Source organism: Rhodococcus sp. H29-C3 (assembly GCF_030063405.1).
Taxonomy (GTDB): domain Bacteria; phylum Actinomycetota; class Actinomycetes; order Mycobacteriales; family Mycobacteriaceae; genus Rhodococcoides.
In genome coordinates this window covers 95,725-116,762 of record NZ_JASITC010000008.1, presented here as the reverse complement: position 1 = coordinate 116,762, position 21,038 = coordinate 95,725, and the positions used below count along the sequence as shown (strand labels likewise).

Annotated in this window: 18 protein-coding genes and 1 tRNA gene; 13 read left to right on the top strand and 6 right to left on the bottom strand. The window is 62.1% G+C overall.

Translation table 11 applies throughout. From position 1 onward, the window contains the following. Positions 1 to 18: 18 nt before the first annotated feature. Positions 19 to 861, bottom strand: coding sequence for an undecaprenyl-diphosphate phosphatase (locus QMK32_RS18035; protein WP_283476578.1), 843 nt, complete (start codon positions 859 to 861; stop codon positions 19 to 21). Positions 862 to 1,076: 215 nt separating this feature from the next. Here QMK32_RS18035 and QMK32_RS18030 point away from each other — a divergent pair, with 215 nt between their 5' ends. From QMK32_RS18030 to QMK32_RS18015, 4 genes are all read left to right on the top strand, one after another. Continuing rightward, positions 1,077 to 2,009, top strand: a complete 933-nt coding sequence (locus QMK32_RS18030; RefSeq protein WP_283476527.1) for an aldo/keto reductase — start codon at positions 1,077 to 1,079, stop codon at positions 2,007 to 2,009. 152 nt (positions 2,010 to 2,161) lie between these two features. Beyond that, positions 2,162 to 3,187: a YncE family protein gene (locus QMK32_RS18025; protein WP_283476525.1), complete on the top strand. Its 1,026-nt coding sequence runs from the start codon at positions 2,162 to 2,164 to the stop codon at positions 3,185 to 3,187. Between the two features lie 30 nt (positions 3,188 to 3,217). After that, positions 3,218 to 3,466, top strand: a complete 249-nt coding sequence (locus tag QMK32_RS18020) for a DUF5703 family protein (protein ID WP_283476524.1) — start codon at positions 3,218 to 3,220, stop codon at positions 3,464 to 3,466. Positions 3,467 to 3,508: 42 nt separating this feature from the next. Beyond that, entirely contained in the window at positions 3,509 to 4,582 is a 1,074-nt protein-coding gene (locus QMK32_RS18015) for a quinone-dependent dihydroorotate dehydrogenase (protein WP_283476576.1), read from the top strand. A 75-nt stretch (positions 4,583 to 4,657) separates the two neighbouring features. On the opposite strand, the gene QMK32_RS18010 is transcribed toward QMK32_RS18015, so the two are convergent. Next, the gene (locus tag QMK32_RS18010; RefSeq protein WP_283476523.1) at positions 4,658 to 5,188 is read right to left on the bottom strand and encodes a YbhB/YbcL family Raf kinase inhibitor-like protein; all 531 of its coding nucleotides are present in this window, start codon (positions 5,186 to 5,188) and stop codon (positions 4,658 to 4,660) included. A gap of 17 nt (positions 5,189 to 5,205) precedes the next feature. Then, positions 5,206 to 6,519 carry a M20/M25/M40 family metallo-hydrolase gene (locus tag QMK32_RS18005; protein ID WP_283476575.1) on the bottom strand — a complete coding sequence of 438 codons (1,314 nt, stop codon included), beginning with the start codon at positions 6,517 to 6,519 and terminating at the stop codon, positions 5,206 to 5,208. Between the two features lie 203 nt (positions 6,520 to 6,722). Here QMK32_RS18005 and QMK32_RS18000 point away from each other — a divergent pair. From QMK32_RS18000 to QMK32_RS17970, 7 genes are all read left to right on the top strand, one after another. Further along, a tRNA-Leu gene (locus tag QMK32_RS18000) sits at positions 6,723 to 6,811 on the top strand. Between the two features lie 124 nt (positions 6,812 to 6,935). Further along, positions 6,936 to 8,453 carry an SDR family NAD(P)-dependent oxidoreductase gene (locus QMK32_RS17995; RefSeq protein WP_283476522.1) on the top strand — a complete coding sequence of 506 codons (1,518 nt, stop codon included), beginning with the start codon at positions 6,936 to 6,938 and terminating at the stop codon, positions 8,451 to 8,453. Between the two features lie 121 nt (positions 8,454 to 8,574). Beyond that, positions 8,575 to 10,071: a glutamate-cysteine ligase family protein gene (locus QMK32_RS17990; RefSeq protein ID WP_283476521.1), complete on the top strand. Its 1,497-nt coding sequence runs from the start codon at positions 8,575 to 8,577 to the stop codon at positions 10,069 to 10,071. A 25-nt stretch (positions 10,072 to 10,096) separates the two neighbouring features. Then, complete coding sequence (locus QMK32_RS17985; RefSeq protein WP_283476519.1) at positions 10,097 to 10,471, top strand: DUF2784 domain-containing protein; 375 nt, start codon at positions 10,097 to 10,099, stop codon at positions 10,469 to 10,471. A 55-nt stretch (positions 10,472 to 10,526) separates the two neighbouring features. After that, entirely contained in the window at positions 10,527 to 11,798 is a 1,272-nt protein-coding gene (locus QMK32_RS17980; RefSeq protein WP_283476518.1) for a saccharopine dehydrogenase family protein, read from the top strand. After that, positions 11,795 to 13,189: a CoA transferase gene (locus tag QMK32_RS17975; protein ID WP_349307572.1), complete on the top strand. Its 1,395-nt coding sequence runs from the start codon at positions 11,795 to 11,797 to the stop codon at positions 13,187 to 13,189. Before QMK32_RS17980 ends, QMK32_RS17975 begins: the two co-directional genes overlap by 4 nt. After that, a complete protein-coding gene (locus QMK32_RS17970) occupies positions 13,186 to 14,217 on the top strand; it encodes a nucleoside hydrolase (protein WP_283476517.1) in 1,032 nt (343 codons plus the stop codon). The genes QMK32_RS17975 and QMK32_RS17970 overlap by 4 nt, the downstream gene beginning before the upstream one ends. A gap of 49 nt (positions 14,218 to 14,266) precedes the next feature. On the opposite strand, the gene meaB is transcribed toward QMK32_RS17970, so the two are convergent. Genes meaB through mutA form a run of 3 tightly spaced genes read right to left on the bottom strand, consistent with a single transcriptional unit; the run spans position 14,267 to position 19,471 of the window. Beyond that, positions 14,267 to 15,289, bottom strand: coding sequence for a methylmalonyl Co-A mutase-associated GTPase MeaB (gene meaB / locus QMK32_RS17965; protein WP_283476516.1), 1,023 nt, complete (start codon positions 15,287 to 15,289; stop codon positions 14,267 to 14,269). Positions 15,290 to 15,304: 15 nt separating this feature from the next. After that, complete coding sequence (gene scpA, locus QMK32_RS17960; protein ID WP_283476515.1) at positions 15,305 to 17,593, bottom strand: methylmalonyl-CoA mutase; 2,289 nt, start codon at positions 17,591 to 17,593, stop codon at positions 15,305 to 15,307. Between the two features lie 3 nt (positions 17,594 to 17,596). Continuing rightward, on the bottom strand, positions 17,597 to 19,471 hold the full coding sequence (gene mutA / locus QMK32_RS17955) for a methylmalonyl-CoA mutase small subunit (RefSeq protein WP_283476513.1): 1,875 nt from the start codon (positions 19,469 to 19,471) through the stop codon (positions 17,597 to 17,599). A gap of 165 nt (positions 19,472 to 19,636) precedes the next feature. Between mutA and QMK32_RS17950 the strand changes: the two genes are divergently transcribed. Both QMK32_RS17950 and QMK32_RS17945 read left to right on the top strand, forming a co-directional pair. Further along, positions 19,637 to 20,314 (top strand): TVP38/TMEM64 family protein, encoded by a 678-nt coding sequence (locus QMK32_RS17950; RefSeq protein WP_283476512.1) that lies wholly within the window; start codon positions 19,637 to 19,639, stop codon positions 20,312 to 20,314. Between the two features lie 74 nt (positions 20,315 to 20,388). After that, positions 20,389 to 20,994: a hypothetical protein gene (locus QMK32_RS17945; RefSeq protein WP_283476510.1), complete on the top strand. Its 606-nt coding sequence runs from the start codon at positions 20,389 to 20,391 to the stop codon at positions 20,992 to 20,994. Positions 20,995 to 21,038 lie beyond the last annotated feature (44 nt).

Here is a 21,038-nt window from a genome sequence, read left to right as displayed (position 1 = left end):
CCTAGGGCGTCTGACGAATCAGGTGGCCGACACCACGCCCGCAGACAGCAGCGCCATCACGCCGATGCCGAGCACGATGCGATAGCCGACGAACCAGTACAGCGAGTGATTCGCAACGAACTTCAGCAGCCATGCGATCGAGGCATAGCCCAGTGCGAATGCAACGACGGTCGCGACCAGCAATTGTGGGCCGGAGGCATTGAGACCTTCACCGGCCGGCTCGAATGCATCGGGCAGCGAGAACAGTCCGGACGCAGTCACAGCCGGTATGGCGAGCAGGAACGAGAACCGCACGGCTGCTTCGCGTTCGAGGCCCATGAACAGGCCGGCACTTGTGGTGGCGCCCGACCTGGACACACCGGGAATCAACGCCAGACATTGTGCGGCGCCCATCACGAGCCCGTCCCGTGTGGTGATTTTGTCGAGCGGTCGCTTCTTGGAACCGAGGAACTCGGCGACTGCGATGACGATGGCGAAGACGATGAGCATCGTTGCGATGAGCCACAAGTTGCGTGCCCCGGTTCGGATCTGGTCTTTGAACAGGATCCCCAACAGCCCGATCGGGATGGTGGCGATGATCACGTACCAACCGAGCCGATAGTCGAGATCGCGCGCAGCCTTGTCGAACATGCCGCGGAACCAGGCCTTGACGATTCTCACGATGTCGCGCCAAAAGAACACAAGCACTGCCGCTTCGGTTCCGAGCTGCGTGACAGCGGTGAACGAAGCTCCTGCATCGGACCCGAAAAAGACGCTCGAGACGATTCGTAGGTGTCCTGACGACGATATCGGTAGGAATTCGGTCAACCCCTGAACAGCGCCGAGGATGATTGCCTGAAGCCAACTCATGGACTCGCCGATCATGCTCGAACCTCCCCCAAGGTCGACGAGAGCAGAGGGGTCCGGCCAAGGAAAGATGCGCAATTCACGGCCCGACGGTACCTGGCGCGGCTCGCCGGGATCGACCGACACTCGCACCGCCGCCACCGGCGCACTACTCTGCTCACCTGGCGCCGTTTTCGTGATCGACTCAGAAAACCGACACCATCACAATCGACAAGGAATGTTGAAAAACTATGAAGCAGCGATCAGTCGGCTCCAGTGGCCTGCGCGTGTCGAGGATCGGGCTCGGCACGCTCGGATGGGGCAGTGGCACCGACGGTGACGACGCGGCTGCCCAACTCGCTGCCTTCGCCGACGCCGGGGGAACGCTCGTCGACACCTCACCCGTATATGGGGATGGACGAGCGCAACGAGTGCTCGCGGAGGTCCTGGACGACGTGGTCCCGCGCTCGAACCTCATCGTGAGCAGTGCAGCCGGTATCGAAACTGCGAGCGGGCACTACCGCATCGACTGTTCTCGACGAGCACTGCTCGGTCAACTCGATGCGACGCTGCGTGATTTGGGCACCGACTACCTCGATCTGTGGCAAGTGGCGGCATGGGATGCAAGCACGCCCGTGGACGAGATCGCATCCACCCTGGACTACGCCGTATCGAGCGGAAAAGTCCGGTATGTCGGCGCACGTGGCTATCTCGGCTGGCAACTCGCGACTGCGGCTGGAGCCGCGGGCGCAGGCCGCATCGTCGCGACGCAGGCCGAGTATTCGCTTCTTGCTCGCGGTATCGAGGACGAATTGCTGCCGGCCGCGCATCATCACGGTGTCGGCATCCTCGCTGCTGTCCCTTTGGCCGGCGGAGTACTGACCGGAAAATACCGGAACGGCACGCCGGCGGACTCACGAGGTGCCGACGATCTCCACGCAGGATCGCTTTCCGGTTACCTCACCGACGCTGCCGTCAACGTCGTCGATGCGGCCGTCATGGCCGCAAGTGGCCTGCAAACTTCGCCTCTCGCGGTGGCCTTGGCCTGGGCGCGCGATCGCCCGGGTGTGAGCTCGGCGATAGTCGGAGCCAGGGACCTCGCGCAATTGACCGGGGTACTCGTCGCGGAAGACCTCGAGTTGCCTGCAGCTATCACCTCGGCGTTGGACGACGTCAGTAGCTGACCGTGTGCCTACGCCGTCCCGTTGCTCGTCGGTAGTCCGAGAGTGTCGACTTCTGATCCATCAGGCAGGGTGGACTCGACACGTCGTTCCGCTACGCCACACCGTGGCACCCTTCCGTCGCACGATCACAGCATCCAGGAGCAGGCATTTTCATGAGAGACAGACGTTTGCGGTGGCGAACTCTCGCCGCGGTCGCGGCCAGCTCGACGATCTTGTTGGCGGCCGGTTGTTCGGGGGACGGCGCCGAGGAGCCCGATCCGGTGAGCGTCGAGCCTTTGGCCGGGGTCAGCTCTCCCGAAACTTCGACTCCCCCAGTAGGGAGCATCACGGCGTCTCCATCCGGGATCCACTTCACCTCTTTCGACACTGCCACGCGCAGCGTTCTCGCGCTCGACGACAGTTTTTCGAACCTGCTGGTGTTCGATACATCCGACGGCAACGCCGAACCGCGTGCAATATCGCTACCGGGCGAGGCGGCCGCGATAGTGGCCCCCGGCGACGGCACAGTCGTACTGCCGATGAACGGAAGTCTCGCACGCGTCGATATAGGCGACTCGAAGGTCACGTCGACGAAAGTCGACGCCAATCTCCTCAGTGCTGCTGTTCTCGAGGACGGCAGAACGGCGGTAGGAGATGATCGTGGTTCGGTTCACATTCTCGATCAAGACGGGACCGAATCGCAGACCATAGACGGGTTGACCTCGGTCGATGCCCTTGCCTCGACCATGTATGGACTTACCGCTCTGGATCGCGATCAGACATCCGTCACAGTTGTCGACGTCGACAACGGTTCCCTCGGCATTGCCCTCCGCGCCGGTGAAGGTGCAGCCGAGCTGGACACCGACCGGTTCGGGCGAATTCTGGTGACAGATGCGACCGGAGAAGAACTTCTCGTGTTCTCCTCGGACGACTTGTTGTTGCGTCAGCGCTTTCCTGTCGATGCGCAGCCATGGGCTGTCACCTACGACGACGAGACCGATGTCGTATGGATCAGCGTCCCCGCCCTCAATGAAGTTGTCGGATACACGCTCGATACGGGAATCCCTGTCGAGGTTTCCAGGTTCCCGACGGTAAGGCAGCCGGACTCCCTCGCGATCGACTCCGCGACGGGTGACTTGCTCGTGGGATCGGCCGCCGGTGCGGGATTACAGCGAATATCGGTTGGCGACGCCCGGTAGCGGCAACGAGAGTCGAGGCGATAACCCACCATGTCGAAGAACAGCTACGGGAGCGGGCGCTTCCCGCGTGAGTGGGACTTGACATCTGAGGAGTGGGAATACGTTCCACTCCGCCTGCCACCGGATGTCACCCGGGTGACGGCCTCGATGCGGCTTGCAATCCAGGTCGAATTCGGCGGTTGGGAACTTTCGCGCGTGCGCGTATACACCGATGGAAGTCGGCGAGTTCTGCTCAAGCGAAAGAAATCCGCCCAGCACATACCCGATCCTGGAATATGAGACTCGAGTACCAAGATGGAAAGAAGAACCGTGGGCCAGACCTTGTACAGCGCACTGCTTCGGCTGATGTTTTTACTGCAGCCGGAGCGGATCCACCATCTCGTGTTCGCGACCATGCGCACGCTGACGGCCTTTACGCCGACGAGAAAGCTACTCTCGCGAGTATTCGTCGTCGACGATCCACTACTTCGAAGCACAGTTTTCGGCGTGGACTTCCCCAGGCCACTCGGTCTCGCTGCAGGCTTCGACAAGAACGCGGACGGCGTGGATGCCTGGGGACCACTGGGCTTCGGGTTCGCCGAGGTGGGCACGGTCACCGCGCAACCGCAGCCCGGCAATCCGACTCCCCGGCTGTTCCGGCTGCCTGCGGACCGTGCTCTGATCAATCGAATGGGCTTCAACAACCACGGCGCCGGCAACGCGGCCAACGTGCTGAGGAACCGCCGAGGCGGTGTACCGATCGGCGCGAACATCGGGAAGACCAAGGTCACGCTCCCCGCCGACGCTGCTGCCGACTACACCGCAAGCGCAACGCTTCTCGGACCACTGTCCGACTTCTTGGTGGTGAACGTCAGCTCGCCTAACACCCCGGGCTTGCGTGATCTTCAGGCTGTCGCGTCGCTACGGCCCATCCTCGAGGCTGTGCAAAGTGTCGTCACGGTTCCCATCCTGGTGAAGATCGCACCCGATCTGTCCGATGAGGACATAGACGCCGTCGCCGACCTTGCAGTCGAGTTGGGACTCGACGGTATCGTCGCAACCAATACGACGATCGACAGGTCTGGCCTGCGCACTTCGGCCGAGGAAGTCGAGTCCATCGGGGCAGGCGGATTGTCGGGTCCACCGGTGGCCGACCGCTCACTGGTGGTTCTGCGCCGGCTGTACGCCCGAGTGGGGACACGTATTGCCATCATCTCGGTCGGTGGGATCGAGTCGGTGGATCAAGCGTGGGAACGCATCACCGCAGGCGCGTCACTGATCCAGGGTTACACCGGTTTCATCTATGGGGGCCCGTTCTGGATGCGTCGAATCAACAAGGGCATCGCCCTGCGATTGAGAGCGCACGGGTTCACGTCGTTGTCTGACGCGGTCGGATCGGACCACCGCCGCAACTGACGGCAACCTGACACAGCAAGCAAGGCCGTGTTGTGCGACGATCCGCACAGCACGGCCTTTCTCGTGCCGTGGGCCCTATCGAGCCTCGTACAACCCCGTCAAGACGGCTCGTCCGATCGCGTGTGAGAACAGGTTGAAACCGAGAAACGCCGGCGTTGCGGTCTCGTCCACTTCCAGTCGCTCGACGTCGACCGCATGGACCACGAAGAAGTAGCGGTGCGGTCCATGACCCGCTGGAGGTGCCGCACCGATGTATCGAAACAGACCCGCGTCGTTCTTCAACGTGACAGCAGCATTGGGCACGCCTGTACCGCCGTCGTCACCGGCACCCACGACGAGCGAAGTCGTGTCGACTGGGATGTTCGCTACCGCCCAATGCCAGAAACCCGAGGCCGTCGGTGCGTCCGGGTCGAAGACGGTGAGTGCGAAACTCTTGGTGCCCTCTGGGAACCCGGACCAGGACAGTTGCGGCGAATTGTCGTGGCCACCGGCACCCATGATTCCACTCAACTGCTGGCTACCGAGAGTTCCACCGTCCTCCACGTCCTCCGAGGTGAGTTCGAAGGAAGGCAGTGCGGGAAGTGCGTCGTAAGGGTTGTACGCCATCAAAAGATCCTTTCGATTCAGCTGTGCAGCAGAAAGTGTTCCAACACCTGTGTACCGAACTCCAGTGAACTGACCGGTACCCTCTCGTCCACGCCATGAAACAAGGCTGCGAAGTCGAGTTCGGGCGGCAATTTCAGTGGCGCGAAACCGAAGCATCGAATACCCAAGCGCGCGAAGGCCTTTGCATCCGTACCACCCGACAGCATGTACGGAACCGTGCGTCCGTTCTCGTCGTGTGCAAGTATCGCGTCGTTCATGGCGTCGACGAGATGCCCGTCGAATGTCGTCTCGTAGGAGTCGAGCTTGGTGACCCACTCGCGTTCGACGTTGGGCCCGATCAGTTCGTCCACTTCCCGCTCGAATGCCGCCTGACGCCCGGGGACCACCCTGCAATCGATCATCGCCTCGGCGGTCTGCGGAATGACGTTCGCCTTGTATCCGGCCTCGAGCATCGTCGGGTTGGCGGTATCTCGCAGCGTAGCGCCGACGATCCGCGCGATGCTGCCGAGTTTGAGCAAGGTGCCGTCGAGATCGGGGCTCGTCGGGTCGAAATCGAGTCCGGTCTCCTCGGCCACCGCTGCGAGAAACTCTGCCACCGAATCGGAGATCACCAACGGGAATGTGTGATTGCCGAGCTTGGCCACAGCTTCGGCCAGATAGGTCACCGCATTCTCCTCGTGCAAGAACGACCCGTGTCCGGCTCGCGCCTTCGCAGTCAGTTTCATCCAGCCGAGACCCTTCTCTGCCGTCTCGACCATGTATAACCGCTTCTCGGTGCCGTCCGGCCTGGCTACGGTCAAGGAGAACCCACCGACCTCGCCGACGGCTTCGGTGACACCCTCGAACAGGTCAGGACGATGCTCGACGAGCCACTGCGAGCCGTACTTCCCACCGTTCTCTTCGTCGGCAAGGAAGGCGAAGAGAACGTTCCGCGGCGGGACGGTGCCGTTGGATTTGAATTGCCGCGCCAACGCCAGCGCCATTCCGACCATGTCTTTCATATCGATCGCGCCGCGACCCCACACGTACCCGTCTTCGACAGCGCCGGAGAACGGATGCACGCTCCAATCCGCAGGCTCTGCCGGGACGACGTCGAGATGCCCGTGGATCAACAAAGTGCCGCGGCTCTGGTCCGCACCCGGCAACATCGCGAATACATTCCCACGGCCGGGGGCACCGGATTCGACGTACTCGGTCTCGTAACCGACCTCGTGAAGTTTCTGCGCCACCCACTCGGCGCACTCCTTCTCACCCTTGGTCGTTTCGAGTTCGCCGGTGTTGGAGGTGTCGAATCTGATCAAAGCGCTGACGAGGTCGACGACCTCGTCCAATGCGGTCGTCGGGGCAGGGTCGGGATGGGGATGATCGGCGGAAGACACCCCACGTTCCTACCACCCGGACCAGAGCTATGGGCGAACTGACGTGGGGATTTGGGCGATAGGCCACCCGTCGTATATCTTTGTCCAGCACGCAGCGAGCAGGCGTGCGAACAAGATGTGTACACCGTGTTGCTGGTAATTGCAGTGCACAACTGGTCCGAGTGGCGGAATGGCAGACGCGCTAGCTTGAGGTGCTAGTGTCCTATTAACGGACGTGGGGGTTCAAGTCCCCCCTCGGACACCAGGGAATTGCACAAGATCTTGTGTACGAGTTCCAGAAGTTCTGAGTTGAGACAGACGACATAAGCCCCGATTCCCCGGAATCGGGGCTTATGTCGTTTTCGCACGTAGCAAGGAGAGGAAGACGGATGGTCGACGGGAACGCTGTTGTCGATTCGGAGTTGCTCGGCTCGTCGACCGACTGCTCGGCGATCGAGCCGGCTGATCTCGCGATCTGTCTCCGTGTCCTCGCCCAGGCTGGGTCGCTGGACAAGGATCATCCTGATTCGATTGTCGTGCAGCGCGCTTCGGGGCAACTGTTCAAGGATCTGAAACGGGCACGCCGTGTCGCCGCACGTTCGGCCAAGTCGGATGCGGATCGGGCAGTTGTGGAGGCGACCGCCACCGGGTCGCCGGATCGTATCGACGACGAGACCGCGGGCGTATCGCTGACCTCGCGGACCGAAACCGAGTTCGCAGGCACATTGATTCGCCCTCGCCCGTGCTACATCTGTAAGCAGCGCTACACGCTGGTCGACTCGTTTTACCATCAGCTTTGCCCGGACTGCGCAGTGTTGAACCGGGGCAAACGTAATGCAACTACCGATCTGACCGGGCGCACCGCGCTTCTTACCGGTGGGCGAGCCAAGATCGGCATGTACATCGCGCTGAGACTGCTGCGGGACGGCGCGCATACGACGATCACGACGCGTTTCCCCAATGATGCCGTCCGCAGATTCGCGGCGATGCCGGACAGCGACAAGTGGCTTCATCGTCTCCGTATCGTCGGAATCGATCTGCGCGACCCGGCTCAAGTTGTCGCACTTGCAGATTCGGTCGCCGCTCATGGACCGCTCGACATCCTGATCAACAACGCAGCGCAAACGGTGAAGCGCTCGGTAGGTGCATACAGTGCGCTCGCAGACGGTGAGTCGACACCGCTTTCCCTGGACTTCATCCCAGCCGGGTCTCGGCCGGAAGTGACGAAGTTCGGCACGACGAGTGATGCGCATCCCGCGTCGCTGGCGAGTTCGCTGCCGGAGACCGCTATCACGGCGGGCGGTCGTCAATCCCTCACCGCCGAGGCCGTCGCATCTCTTGCGTTGGTTGCGGGATCGGCGAGCGCCGATCGAATCGAGCAAGGCATCGCTATCGACGCCGGTGGACTCGTGCCGGATCTGGCAGATACGAACAGTTGGATACACACCGTCGAGCAAGTCGATCCGGTGGAACTGCTCGAAGTTCAGCTTTGCAATTCGGTGGCACCGTTCATTCTGGTCTCCCGTCTGCGCGCAACCATGGAAGCCTCGACTGCCCGCCGTAAGTACATCGTGAACGTCTCGGCGATGGAGGGGCAGTTCAGTCGGGCGTACAAGGGTCCCGGACATCCGCACACCAACATGGCCAAGGCCGCGCTCAATATGCTCACCCGAACGAGCGCCAAAGAAATGCTCGATCACGGAATTCTGATGAGCGCCGTCGATACCGGGTGGATCACCGACGAACGACCCCACCCGACGAAGATGCGGTTGGCGGACGAAGGATTTCACGCCCCACTCGATCTTGTCGACGGTGCGGCACGTGTCTACGACCCCATCGTGCAAGGCGAGGCGGGTATCGATCTGTACGGCCAGTTCCTCAAGGACTACGGCCCCTCACCCTGGTGATGTCGCCCCCTGGGCAGTAGCCACCATGATCGGCCCTCGCACGTTTGTGCTGCGACACTCGAGGGAATACCGGTTTGCGAAGATCGGATCTCGGGCGTGGTGACGGATAGGCGGTTGGGGTATGGGCGACGATGTCGAACAGCGGAAGTTCACCAGGGAGGACCGTCATCGGTTCCGACAGAAGGTTCAGGACTGCCTCGATGCGCTCGCGACCATGCTCACGGAGCAGACATTCGAGGTCGGTCAACCGCAAATAGGGATGGAGATCGAACTCAATCTCGTCGACGACGCCATGGCACCTGCGATGGCCAACGCGACCGTCCTCGACGCTATTGCCGACCCGGATTATCAGACGGAACTCGGCCAGTTCAACATCGAGATCAATGTCGAACCACAGCCGTTGCGCGGCCGCAGCATCGAAGATCTCGAGCGCAATCTGCGGACTTCGCTCAATTCTGCTGACGCGCGTGCACGTTCCTCGGGTAGCAGACTCGCGATGATCGGAATGCTTCCGACGTTGACCGAGAAGCACTTCGAGCATCGCTGGTTGTCGGCGAACCCCAGGTACGACCTGCTCAACCAACAGATCTTCGCTGCCCGCGGCGAGGATATCGAACTCGATATCCTCGGCGTCCGACTACCCGGAGCAGATTCTGCCGAGAAGCTGTCGACGATCACGGACACGATCCTGCCCGAAGCGGCCTGCACCTCGGTGCAACTTCACCTGCAGGTTGCCCCGGAGGAATTCGCCTCGCATTGGAATGCAGCGCAGGCGCTCGCCGGCGTTCAGGTGGCGCTCGCGGCCAATTCACCGTTCCTTGCCGGCCGTGCACTGTGGCACGAGACGCGTATTCCGTTGTTCGAGCAGGCGACCGATACCAGGCCGAAGGAATTGGTGAATCAAGGAGTACGGCCGAGGGTCTGGTTCGGCGAACGATGGATCACTTCGATCTTCGACCTGTTCGAGGAGAACTCACGATACTTCCCAGCGCTGTTGCCGGTGTGCAGCGACGAGGATCCATTGGCAGCGTTGGCCGAGGGCGTGACACCGAGCCTGTCCGAGTTGCGCATGCACAACGGGACCGTTTACCGCTGGAATCGACCCATCTACGACCGCTCGTCCGGCGGTCACCACATCCGACTCGAGAACAGGGTGCTACCCGCCGGTCCGTCGATCGTGGACACTCTCGCCGATGCCGCGTTCTATTACGGGACCGTCCGTTCGCTCGCCGACGCCGACAGGCCACTGTGGTCGCAGATGTCGTTCGATGCGGCTGAGGAAAACTTGCATTCTGCAGCTCGAAGTGGGTTCGACTCTCGGCTCTATTGGCCGGAAGTAGGTTCGGTGAGCCCGCAGGAACTGGTCCTTCGACGGCTACTGCCGATGGCCGACGCCGGGCTCGCGTCCTACGGCGTGGATGTCGCTGTGCGCGATAAGTATCTCGGCATAATCGAGGGTCGTTGCTTGGCTCGACGTTCGGGCTCGGTCTGGCAGCGGGAGGCAGTAGTGGCGCGCGAGCGTGCCGGAGAGGACAGAGAGTCCGCGTTGGCCGGAATGCTCGGTGACTACATCACGTTGATGAACGAAGGCAAACCGGTCCACACCTGGTCTTTCTGACCCGCTGGGGGCATAGGATCGGTTCATGATGTTCCGGGCGCTGGCCGACATCACGGTAGCGGCGCACCTCGCCTTCGTCGTGTACGTCGTCGCGGGCGGTTTTCTCGCTTGGCGCTATCGACGCACGATCTGGCTGCACGGCGTCGCAGTGGCGTGGGGTTTCGTCTCGATAGTGATCGGTGTCGATTGCCCGCTCACCCAACTCGAAAGCTGGGCCCGAGTTCGTGCGGGTGAATCTGCACTGCCGTCTACCGGTTTCATCGACTACTACCTCACCGGGGTCATTTACCCCGAAAGCATGCTCGGCGTGGTTCGGTTTGCGGCAATCTGCGCCGTCGCCATCTCGTGGGCAGGGTTTGTGCTGCTCCGATCACGGTCGCGGCACCTCAGCTCGACCTGATCGAGGATGGTGGGCGTCGTCGACTCTTGCCGTGATCCACGTTACTGTCGGGTACATGACTTCGAGTGTTCCCGAACCTGCCGAGACTGCTGACAAAACCCGCGTGTACGACATAGTCGTCTACGGCGCAACAGGCTTCGTCGGACGTCTTACTGCCGACTATCTGGCCCGCCACGCGCCGGAGGGAACGGTGGTAGCCCTCGCCGGCCGGTCTGCTTCCCGTGTCGAGGCGGTTCGGCGCTCGCTGCCCGCCGCTGCGGCGCAGTGGCCCATCGTCGAGGCCGACGCAGCGGACGAAGAGGCGCTCCGCGCGCTCGCTGAATCCACTCGTGTCGTGCTCACTACCGTCGGTCCCTATGCCAAGTTCGGATTGCCGCTCGCTGCCGCATGCGCGGTCGCCGGCGCCGACTACGTCGATCTCACCGGCGAAGTGCTCTTCGCTCGCCAAAGTATCGACAAGAATCACGAGATCGCCCAGAAGTCCGGCGCCCGCATCGTCCATTCCTGTGGATTCGACTCGATACCCTCCGATATCGGTGTCCACGTTCTGCACGCAGCAGTTGCCGCCGATGGCGCCGGCGAACTGACCGACACCACCCTCGTCGTCTCCTCCATGCGCGGCGGCGTCAGCGGCGGCACCGTCGACTCGGTTCGGACACAACTCGCCGAGATGAAGAAAGACGGCAAACTTCGCCGACTTGCCGCTCGCCCCTATTCCCTGAGTCCGGACCGTAGCCTCGAGACCGACTTCGGTCGGCAACTCGATGCCCAGGTCGTCAACGGCACCCAGATCTCCCCCAGCGTTCGAGGATGGAAAGCACCGTTCTTCATGGCGTCGTACAACACCCGTGTCGTTCGGCGAAGCAACGCTCTTCGAGATTGGGCTTACGGCAAGCAGTTTCGTTACCGCGAGGTGATGAACGTCGGCACCTCGTTCGCGTCTCCCGTCATTGCCGGCGCAGTCTCCGTGGGGCTCGGCGCCGCGTTGGTGGGAATGACAGTTCTGCCCCGCAAGCTTCTCGACCGCATCCTGCCCGAGCCCGGCAAGGGGCCGAGCACCCAGGCGCAGGAGAACGGTCACTTCACGATGGACGTGTACACGACCACGACGTCCGGTGCTCGATACCGTTCACGAGTGAAGGCCGACGGCGATCCAGGCTACAAGGCCACCGCGGTGATGCTCAGCGAGTCAGCGCTCGCTCTTGTCCACAACCGAGACAGCCTGCCCGAGGCTGCTGGAGTGCTCACTCCGGCAACGGGAATCGGTGATGCACTGGTGACTCGCCTCCAGGATGCGGGTCTGGAAATCTGGGCTCGCAAGGAGTGAAGGCAGCCGACGGGTCCGATGCCCACACCGATCTCGCGCGGGAGTACGAGAAATCGGTGGGGGTGTCCGGCGACGGCAGCGAGTTCTCGACGGCGCCGTGGGGTAATCAGCTGTCGGCCGTCTTACCGGTACGCGGACTCGCATCCGGTGCTGTTGCAGCGTTCGCGTCGTCAGTGGATCGGTATCGGCGAAGCGTGGGACTCGAGACCACTGCATGGAAACTCAGCCCCGATCGAATTTCCGCGTCCTTCAGCGGTGACCGCATGTACCGAGAAAACGGTGAGCCGGTACGCGCCTTTGCCGAACTCTCCGGGTTCTTCGAATGCGCGGACGGTTGGGTACGCACGCACGCCAACTATCCGCATCATCGACGTGCGCTGTTGCGGGCAATCGGCCTCGACGAAGCAGCCACCGTGGACGCAGCCCGGACACGTATCGGATCGCTCGGCAGCGACATCATCGAGCGCAGATGCGCACGCGCCGGCGCAATCGCGGTCCGGGTCCGCACCGAGCAGGAGTGGGCCGAACACGAGGTCGGCGCAGCGGTTGCGTCCGAACCTCTCGTTCGTTCCATTCTTCGATCCGATGCAGCGCCGCGATCCGATCCCGTTGCGACACAACAGCATCCGCTGCGCGGAATTCGGGTACTCGACTCGACCCGGGTAATCGCAGGACCCGTCGCATCGCGCGCCTTAGCTCTTCTCGGCGCGAGTGTGCTGCGCATCGACCCGCCAGACCTGCCCGAGATCGGATGGCAACACATGGAAAACGGCCAGGGTAAACGTAGCGCCCTACTCGACATGAAGACTGCCGAAGGATTGAATACGGCTCGACAATTGTGCGCCGAGGCCGATGTCTTTCTCTCAGGCTACCGACCGGGCGCCATCGAGAATGTCGGCTTCCTACCCAGCTCGTTTCGGCCGGGGATCGTGTGTGGATCCGTGTCGGCGTGGGGGCACAGTGCTCGGCAGAACAGTGCATGGCTCCAGCGTGGTTTCGACAGCATCGTCCAGGCCGCGAGCGGGATAGCGGTGATCGAGGGATCCGAGGACGATCCTCGCGCCCTACCCGCGCAGGCACTCGATCATGCCAGTGGTTACCTTCTCGCCGCAGGCATCGTCGATGCACTCACCTCGACACGCACGTCGGGATCAGGCCGCGATGTATCGGTGTCACTGGCGCGAACCGCGTCATGGCTCACCTCCGCAAGAGGTCGGACCGAACACCCCGACGCTGCGTCCCTACCCGGACCGGACTTCACCACCACACATGGATCCACGACGACCGCATTGCCTGCGCTCGCGGACTACAGGGACTACCCGTTTCCAGCACACCCGCTCGGTTCGCACGCCCCGAGCTTCGACGACGACCGAGGACTTACTTCCGCATGACTGTTCCGCTGATCGTCGACGTAGACACCGGAATCGACGACTCCTTGGCTCTGCTCTACCTGTTGGCCAGCCCCGAAGCCGAAATTCTGTCGATCGCATCGACCGCGGGCAACGTCTCGGTGAACCAGGTGGCTGCAAACAACCTGGCGTGGCTCGACCTGTGCAAGGCAACCGACATCGAGGTGACGCTGGGTGCACAGGTGCCGCTGGTATCCCCGCTCATGACAACCGAAGAAACGCACGGCCCACGCGGAGTCGGGTACGCCGAGCTTCCGGTTTCCGATCGCTCACTGTCGAATCGTGATGCAGCAACTGCCTGGGTGGAACTTGTACGCGAACGGCCAGGCGAGATCGTCGGATTGGTCACCGGGCCGTTGACCAATCTCGCACAGGCTGTTCGAATCGATCCAGACCTTCCGCGCTTGTTGAAGCGACTCGTGTTGATGGGTGGGGCTTTTCAGCACCCCGGTAACACGACACCGACAAGCGAATGGAATATCGCAGTCGATCCGGAGGCAGCATCGGAAGTGTTCGCGGCATTCTCCGGCCTTCCAGAGGCACGTCTTCCCATCGTGTGTCCACTCGACATCACCGAAACCATCGAAATGCTCCCCCACCACATCGCGCGGTTGGCCGAGCGCGCGGGAAGCACATCGCGCGAGATCATTTCGGAGGCCGATGCATCCGACATCAGATCAACCGCGTCCAACGCGGTAGTACGTCACCTTTCCGATGCAGTTCGCTTCTACATGAAGTTTCATCGCGATCACGACCAAGGATTCCTGGCGCACATGCACGATCCATTCGCCGCTGCCGTAGCCCTGAATCCCGCGATCGCGACACTGCGAACAGCCACCGTCGATATCGAACTGAACGGAACCCTCACCCGCGGAACAACTGTCGCGGACTGGAGGGGAATGTGGGGCCGCCCGCTCAACGCAGCCATCGCATCGACGACAGACCCGGAAGCCTTCTTCGACGACCTGATCGAGCGCATCGGAGCGATGGCTGCACGCCTGTACCCCTGAGCTGCCGATTCTTCGGAACGGTCAGGGGTACAGGATGTTCACGGTCGAACTACGTCCACGCGGGCGGCGCGGCAGCATCGAAGGTGTCGAGCAACTCCTGCGCTGCCAATGCCGCGGTCAAAGACCCGTCGCGAACACGCTCTTCGACGCCGACGCGAATAGCCTTCACCGCAGGGTTCTGGGCGATTCGGCGCAGCATCTGATCGTTGACCATCGTCCACATCCAGTCGACCTGCTGGCGTCGACGCTTTTCGGCGAAATCACCGGCGTCGGTGAGCACCTGTTGATGCTTCAGCACGGTGTTCCAGAAATCGTCGAGCCCGGTCCCCTCGATCGCGCTGATAGTGAGAACCGGCGGCTTCCAGATCGCATCGTGCGGATAGATCATCCGGAGCGCGCCTGCCAACTCCCTCGCCGCGCTCTTGGCCTCCATGACGTGTTTGCCGTCGGCCTTGTTCACAGCCACCAGATCGGCCAGCTCGAGGACGCCTTTCTTGATGCCCTGCAACTGATCTCCGGTCCGGGCCAGAGTCAAGAACGCGAAGCAGTCCACCATGTTGGCAACCGACACCTCCGACTGCCCTACCCCGACGGTCTCGACGAGGATGACGTCGAACCCAGCGGCCTCGAGTAGCACGATGGTCTCGCGGGTCGCGCGCGTCACTCCCCCGAGAGTGCCAGAGGTCGGCGAGGGCCGAATGTAGGCGTCCTTCTCCACCGACAACCGAGCCATCCTGGTCTTGTCGCCCAGAATCGACCCACCGGTGCGGGTGGACGAGGGATCGACGGCCAAGACAGCGACCCGATGGCCCTGTTCGATCAACCGCATGCCGAGTGCGTCGATGAACGTCGACTTCCCTACCCCCGGAACTCCGGTGATGCCGACGCGATGTGCGCCACCGGCCTTCGGCAGCAGTTGTAGAAGCAGTTGCTGTGCCAGGTCGCGATGGTCCGCTCGCGTCGACTCGACCAACGTGATCGCCCGAGCAAGCCCGGAACGATCGTTGGCGAGGACCGACTTCGCGACCGCGTCGATATCGATATTCAGCGGCGTTCTGATCGAGCTACTCATCCGAATACGTCACGATCACGCGGTCGCCTCGTGCGGCTCCGGCCCGTTTCCGTGACCGAGCTGTTCGGAGATCTTCTGAACGAGTCCGATAGCAGCGTCGGCGATGACCGTCCCGGGCGGGAAGATCGCTGCAGCACCTGCGGCATACAACTCCTCGAAGTCACCGGGCGGGATGACGCCACCGACGACGATCATGATGTCGGGCCGATCGACTGCTGCGAGTGCTTCCCGAAGTGCAGGCACCAACGTCAAGTGGCCTGCTGCGAGCGAGGACACACCGACGACGTGTACGTCGTTGTCGGCCGCCTGCCGCGCAACCTCTTCAGGAGTCTGGAACAGCGGTCCGACGTCGACGTCGAATCCGATATCGGCGAACGCAGTCGCAATGACCTTCTGACCACGATCGTGGCCGTCCTGGCCCATCTTGCACACCAGAACGCGGGGACGTCGACCTTCGTCCTCGGAGAACTTCTCCACCAACTCTGTCGCCCTGATCAGATTCTCGGACTTTCCTGCTTCGTCGCGGTACACACCACTGATTGTCCGGATTTCGGCCTGATGCCGCCCGTAAACCTTCTCCAGTGCGTCGGAAATCTCTCCGACCGTAGCCATCTTGCGGGCAGCGTCGATCGCCAGATTCAGCAGGTTGTTTTCCATACCGGGCTCGTCGGACGCCGCTGCACGCGTCAGGTTCGCCAACGCGGCCTCCACCTCTTCGGTGTTTCTTTCCTCGCGGAGGCGCTTCAGTTTGTCGATCTGTTCTTTGCGGACCTTCGAATTCTCGACCTTGAGAACCTCGATGGTGTCGGGCTCGTCCGGCACGTACTTGTTGACGCCGACGAGCGGCTGGCGACCGGAGTCGATACGAGCCTGGGTTCGTGCAGCTGCTTCCTCGATCCGCAACTTCGGAATGCCTTCGCCGATGGCCTGCGCCATTCCGCCTGCGGCTTCGACCTCGGCGATGTGTGCCCGTGCGCGGTTCGCGAGCTGGTGAGTGAGCCATTCGACGTAGTGAGAGCCGCCCCACGGGTCGATCGGTCGTACCGTGTTCGACTCCTGCTGAATCAGCAACTGCGTGTTACGGGCGATTCGAGCGGAGAAGTCGGTAGGCAGCGCCAATGCTTCGTCGAGTGCGTTGGTGTGTAGCGACTGCGTGTGCCCCTGGGTTGCGGCCATCGCCTCCACACACGTGCGTGCGACGTTGTTGAACACGTCCTGGGCAGTCAGAGACCACCCTGAGGTCTGCGAATGTGTACGCAGCGACAACGATTTGGCGCTCTTCGGCTCGAATTTCGCCACCAACTCTGCCCACAGCAACCGGCCTGCACGCAGCTTGGCAACCTCCATGAAGAAGTTCATCCCGATGGCCCAGAAGAAGGAAAGTCGAGGCGCGAACGTATCGATGTCCATTCCCGCGGCCAGTCCTGCGCGGATGTACTCGACGCCGTCGGCAAGGGTGTACGCCAATTCGAGATCGGCTGTCGCACCGGCTTCTTGGATGTGATAGCCCGAGATCGAGATCGAGTTGTACTTCGGCATGTTCGCACTCGAATACGCGAAGATGTCCGAGATGATCCGCATCGACGGTTTCGGCGGATAGATATAGGTGTTGCGGACCATGAACTCTTTGAGGATGTCGTTCTGAATGGTCCCGGCAAGTTTCTCCGGCCCGACGCCCTGTTCCTCGGCCGCAGCGACGTACAGCGCGAGGATGGGTAGCACGGCACCGTTCATCGTCATCGATACCGAGACGCTGCCGAGATCGATACCGTCGAACAACTGCCGCATGTCGTAGATCGAATCGATCGCTACACCGGCCATACCCACATCGCCTTGCACGCGCGGATGATCCGAGTCGTAACCGCGGTGGGTCGCCAGATCGAACGCAACCGACAGACCCTTCTGACCGGCCGCGAGATTTCGCCTGTAGAACGCATTCGATTCCGCCGCAGTGGAGAATCCGGCGTACTGACGAATCGTCCACGGCTGGTTGACGTACATCGTCGGGTAGGGCCCACGAATGAACGGCGGCGTGCCCGGATAGCTGTCGAGCGGGTAGCCCTCGGCTTCGGCAGCATCGCGATCGGCCTTGGTGAACACAGGCTTGACGTCGATACCTTCGGGAGTGGACCACACAACCTGCTCAGCGGTGTAGTTGTTGGCCTTCGCACCCGCCGCAATATGCTCCGACGCTTCCTCGGCCGTGGGCGAGGACGAGGGCGGCGACTGCGGATCCTTCAGTGGAACATCGGCAAAACTACCGATGACATGAGTTACCCGTGGTTCGGCTTCGTTGGTGGTCATTTCTCAGGCCCCCAGATTGGTGAGGAGATCGGACAGAACTGCGATGGCGTCGACCTTGGCGGTCAAGAAATCGTCCGGCCGACCTTGGCCGGTGATATCGGTGAACAGCTTTTCGGGCCCGGCGAGAAGTACCCTTTCGACGCCGGCCGCGCGGAGCGCGCTTACTGCGGACGAGGCCTCATCGGTGTATCGCTTGTCGGTGCCGCACACGACCGCGATACGAGCGCTCGCTATGCGTACGGCTTCGGCGATGCTCGACTCGGTCAGCGGTCCTGGATTCTGCGACTCGATTCCACCCGAAGCCAATAAGTTCGCAGCGAAAGTCGTTCGTACATTGTGCTCGGCTACCGACCCGAGCGGCACGAGCAGCGCCAGTGGCCGCGCATCGTGCTCGGCGAGATATGCATCCGAGCGGTCACGTAGAGCTTCGAACGCAGCTCCGTACCGAGCAACCCGTGGCGCTGTGCCCGCCTGCTCCGGGCCTACCGGCGCAAGCGGCGCCTCGGCCAGGTTGGGGAACTCGTTGACACCGGTGAGCGGCGTCCGGCGGTGAGCGACATCGGAATCACGAGCGGCTTTGGTCTCCGCGATCGACGACGCAAGCGTCCCGGACTCGAGTGCAGCACGATAACCACCGTCGGCTTCGATCTTCTGGGTGAAAGCCCATGCCTTCTCGGCGATGTCATCGGTGAGTTGCTCGATGTACCAAGAGCCGGCACCCGGGTCGAGAACGCGCCCGAGATGAGACTCCTCGAGGAGCAACAGCTGCGTATTTCGTGCAATTCGCGCCGCGAAAGTCTTCGACACCCCGGCTGCTCCCCCCTCCAGCGCCACATCGAACGGAAGGACGGTGATCGCGTCGGCTCCGCCGATACCCGCGCCGAATGCCGCCAAGGTGGTGCGAAGCATGTTGACCCACGGATCGCGCTGCGACATCATCGCTTCGGATGTGACCGCATGCTGCGGAGCACCGCCGGCGTCGGGCGCACCGGATACCTGCGCGACGCGTGACCACAACACGCGTGCCGCGCGGAACTTCGCGATCGTCTGGAACTGGTCGTCGGTCGCTGCGAAGCGGAACTCCAGTTGCCCGAGCGCATCTCCGATGGAGAGACCACTCGACGTCAGAGCACGGAGGTATTCGAGGCCGGCAGCAACTGCTGCTCCGAGTTCCTGTGCATCGCCGGCTCCGGCGTTGTGGAACACGGTGCCGTCGACGGTGATCGCGCGAACGGTCTCTGCGCGGGCGGACGACTGTGTGGCCAGGTCTACGAGTGTCGTGAGTTCGGGTGCGGGAGCCCCTGAAAACTGCGAGGTGAGCGTGGCACCACCCAGCCGAATGTCCACCGCTTCCGTATTCTCGGCGGCGGTACGGTCGAGCAATTCGAACACTGCGTGTGCGGCTGCTTCGGTGGCGTTACCGGCGTCCACGACCAACGGTGCGAGATCGAGCAGGACGCCGTCGACTGCTTCGTCGATCGAAGCTGCCGGAAGGTCACTCTCACCGACGCGGAGCCAGAGTGCGCTGACACCGTTGTTCAAGCCGTCCAGTATCGACCGGTTGACCTTCGCTGCGTCCGACTCACCGACACCGAACCTGGCACTGACCTTCCACCCAGCGTTGACGTCTCGGGCCGCATCCCGGCCACGTACGAAAGGGAACACTCCAGGGAGTGCGTTCTCGGGGTGCTCGTCACGAGAACCGTAGAGAGGTGAGATCGTCACCCCGTCGTAGGTCGTCGTCTCGAGGAGACGCTCAGGATCCTCTGGCAGATCTGTGACGTCGACTCTGCGCGACTTCGCCAGAACTCCGGCAACCGCCTTCTGCCAGGCGGCATACGCAGTGCGTGAGGCGTCTTCTTGTGAAGCAATGGGCACGATGACTGCTCCCTCAACTCGATCGACGAGAGTCGGTCGACAATAGCGACTTTTGTGATGTGAAACCCGATCTCTCCGACAGTATCGTGAGGATCACCTCATGTTCGAATCGGAGGTGGTTTGGTCGCGGCGCGAAACGCTTCGACGCAGGTAGGCTCGTTGATCGTGACGAGGCGATTGCGAGATCCACGGATGATCGGCATCGTGGTTCTTCTCGCAACTCTGGCAATGGCAGCGGTATCGGCACCTCATCTGTCGGCAGAACAGCTTCGGCACTGGGCGCTGTCGATCGGACCCATCTTTCCGCTCGTGTTCTTTCTCGTCCACGCGATCGTGACCATTCCGCCTGTGCCGCGAACGCTGTTCACCCTCACTGCCGGAGTTCTGTTCGGTCCGGTCACCGGCATCGCTGTCGCGGTGGGTGCGTCGACCCTCAGCGCCGTTCTTGCATTGTTACTCGTTCGGATTATCGGTCGAGAGTGGTTCGCCGCGAGGATGACACATCCTGCCGTTCGCGCGATCGACGACAGTCTGCTTCGGCGCGGATGGCTGGCGGTGGGATCTCTCCGGTTGATCGCACCGGTTCCATTTTCGGTCGTCAACTACTGCTGTGGAGTTTCTTCGATTCGGCTCGTACCGTTCGCCGTGGCCACCGCGATAGGCATGGCGCCGGGAACGGTGGGCATCGTCGTCCTCGGCGACGCCATCGGCGGACACACGAATCCAGTACTGCTCGCGCTCTCCGGTGTGTGTATTGCTGCTGGAGTGATCGGCCTCTACGTCGACTGGCGTCTTTCGGCATCGACTCGGCTCTCGAAAGTGAATTCCGAGCCAACCAAGTAAACTCTCCAGGCTTGATTATCTGTATGCAAGCTCTAATCGTTGACTAAGTAGTATCAAGCTTCTAGGCTTGACGAATGTTTGTCATGACGGTGGATCAACGTCGAAGTCGACGCGATATCGACAGAGTCGAAGCGGTACTGGAACTGACTCGCCACGCTCCCCTCCTTCGAGGTTTCGAACGTACGGCAGGCGATGAAATCCAGGCAGTCGCGACAGATGCGCACACTGTCGTGGATCTCACGCTGACACTGCTCAGGCTAGAAACGTGGAGTGTCGGCATCGGTGTCGGACAGGTCGAAGAGCCGCTGCCCGACACGACACGGGCCGGTCGCGGCCCAGCTTTCGAGGCCGCACGAGACGCGGTCACTCGCGCCAAGAACGCACCCGCTGCAGTCGCCGTCGCGGCTGCGGATCCCGATCTCGATACGCCATGCCGAGATGCCGAAACCGCATTGACGCTGATTGCTCTACTCATCACCGACAGAACAGAGCAAGGGCATGCGGCGTCGGATCTGATGGCCCGCGGCCATACGCAGAAAAGCGCGGCGGAGACTCTGGGGATCACCAAGCAGGCCATGTCCCAGAGGTTGTCGGTAGCTCGGTGGAGTATCGAGGCAGGCGGACGCGCCCTCGCCGAGCGACTACTCACCGAACTCGACGTCACCACCCGACACCACTGAATTTTCCGGTCCGATCGACCGCACTCGGCAACGCTGCACCGACA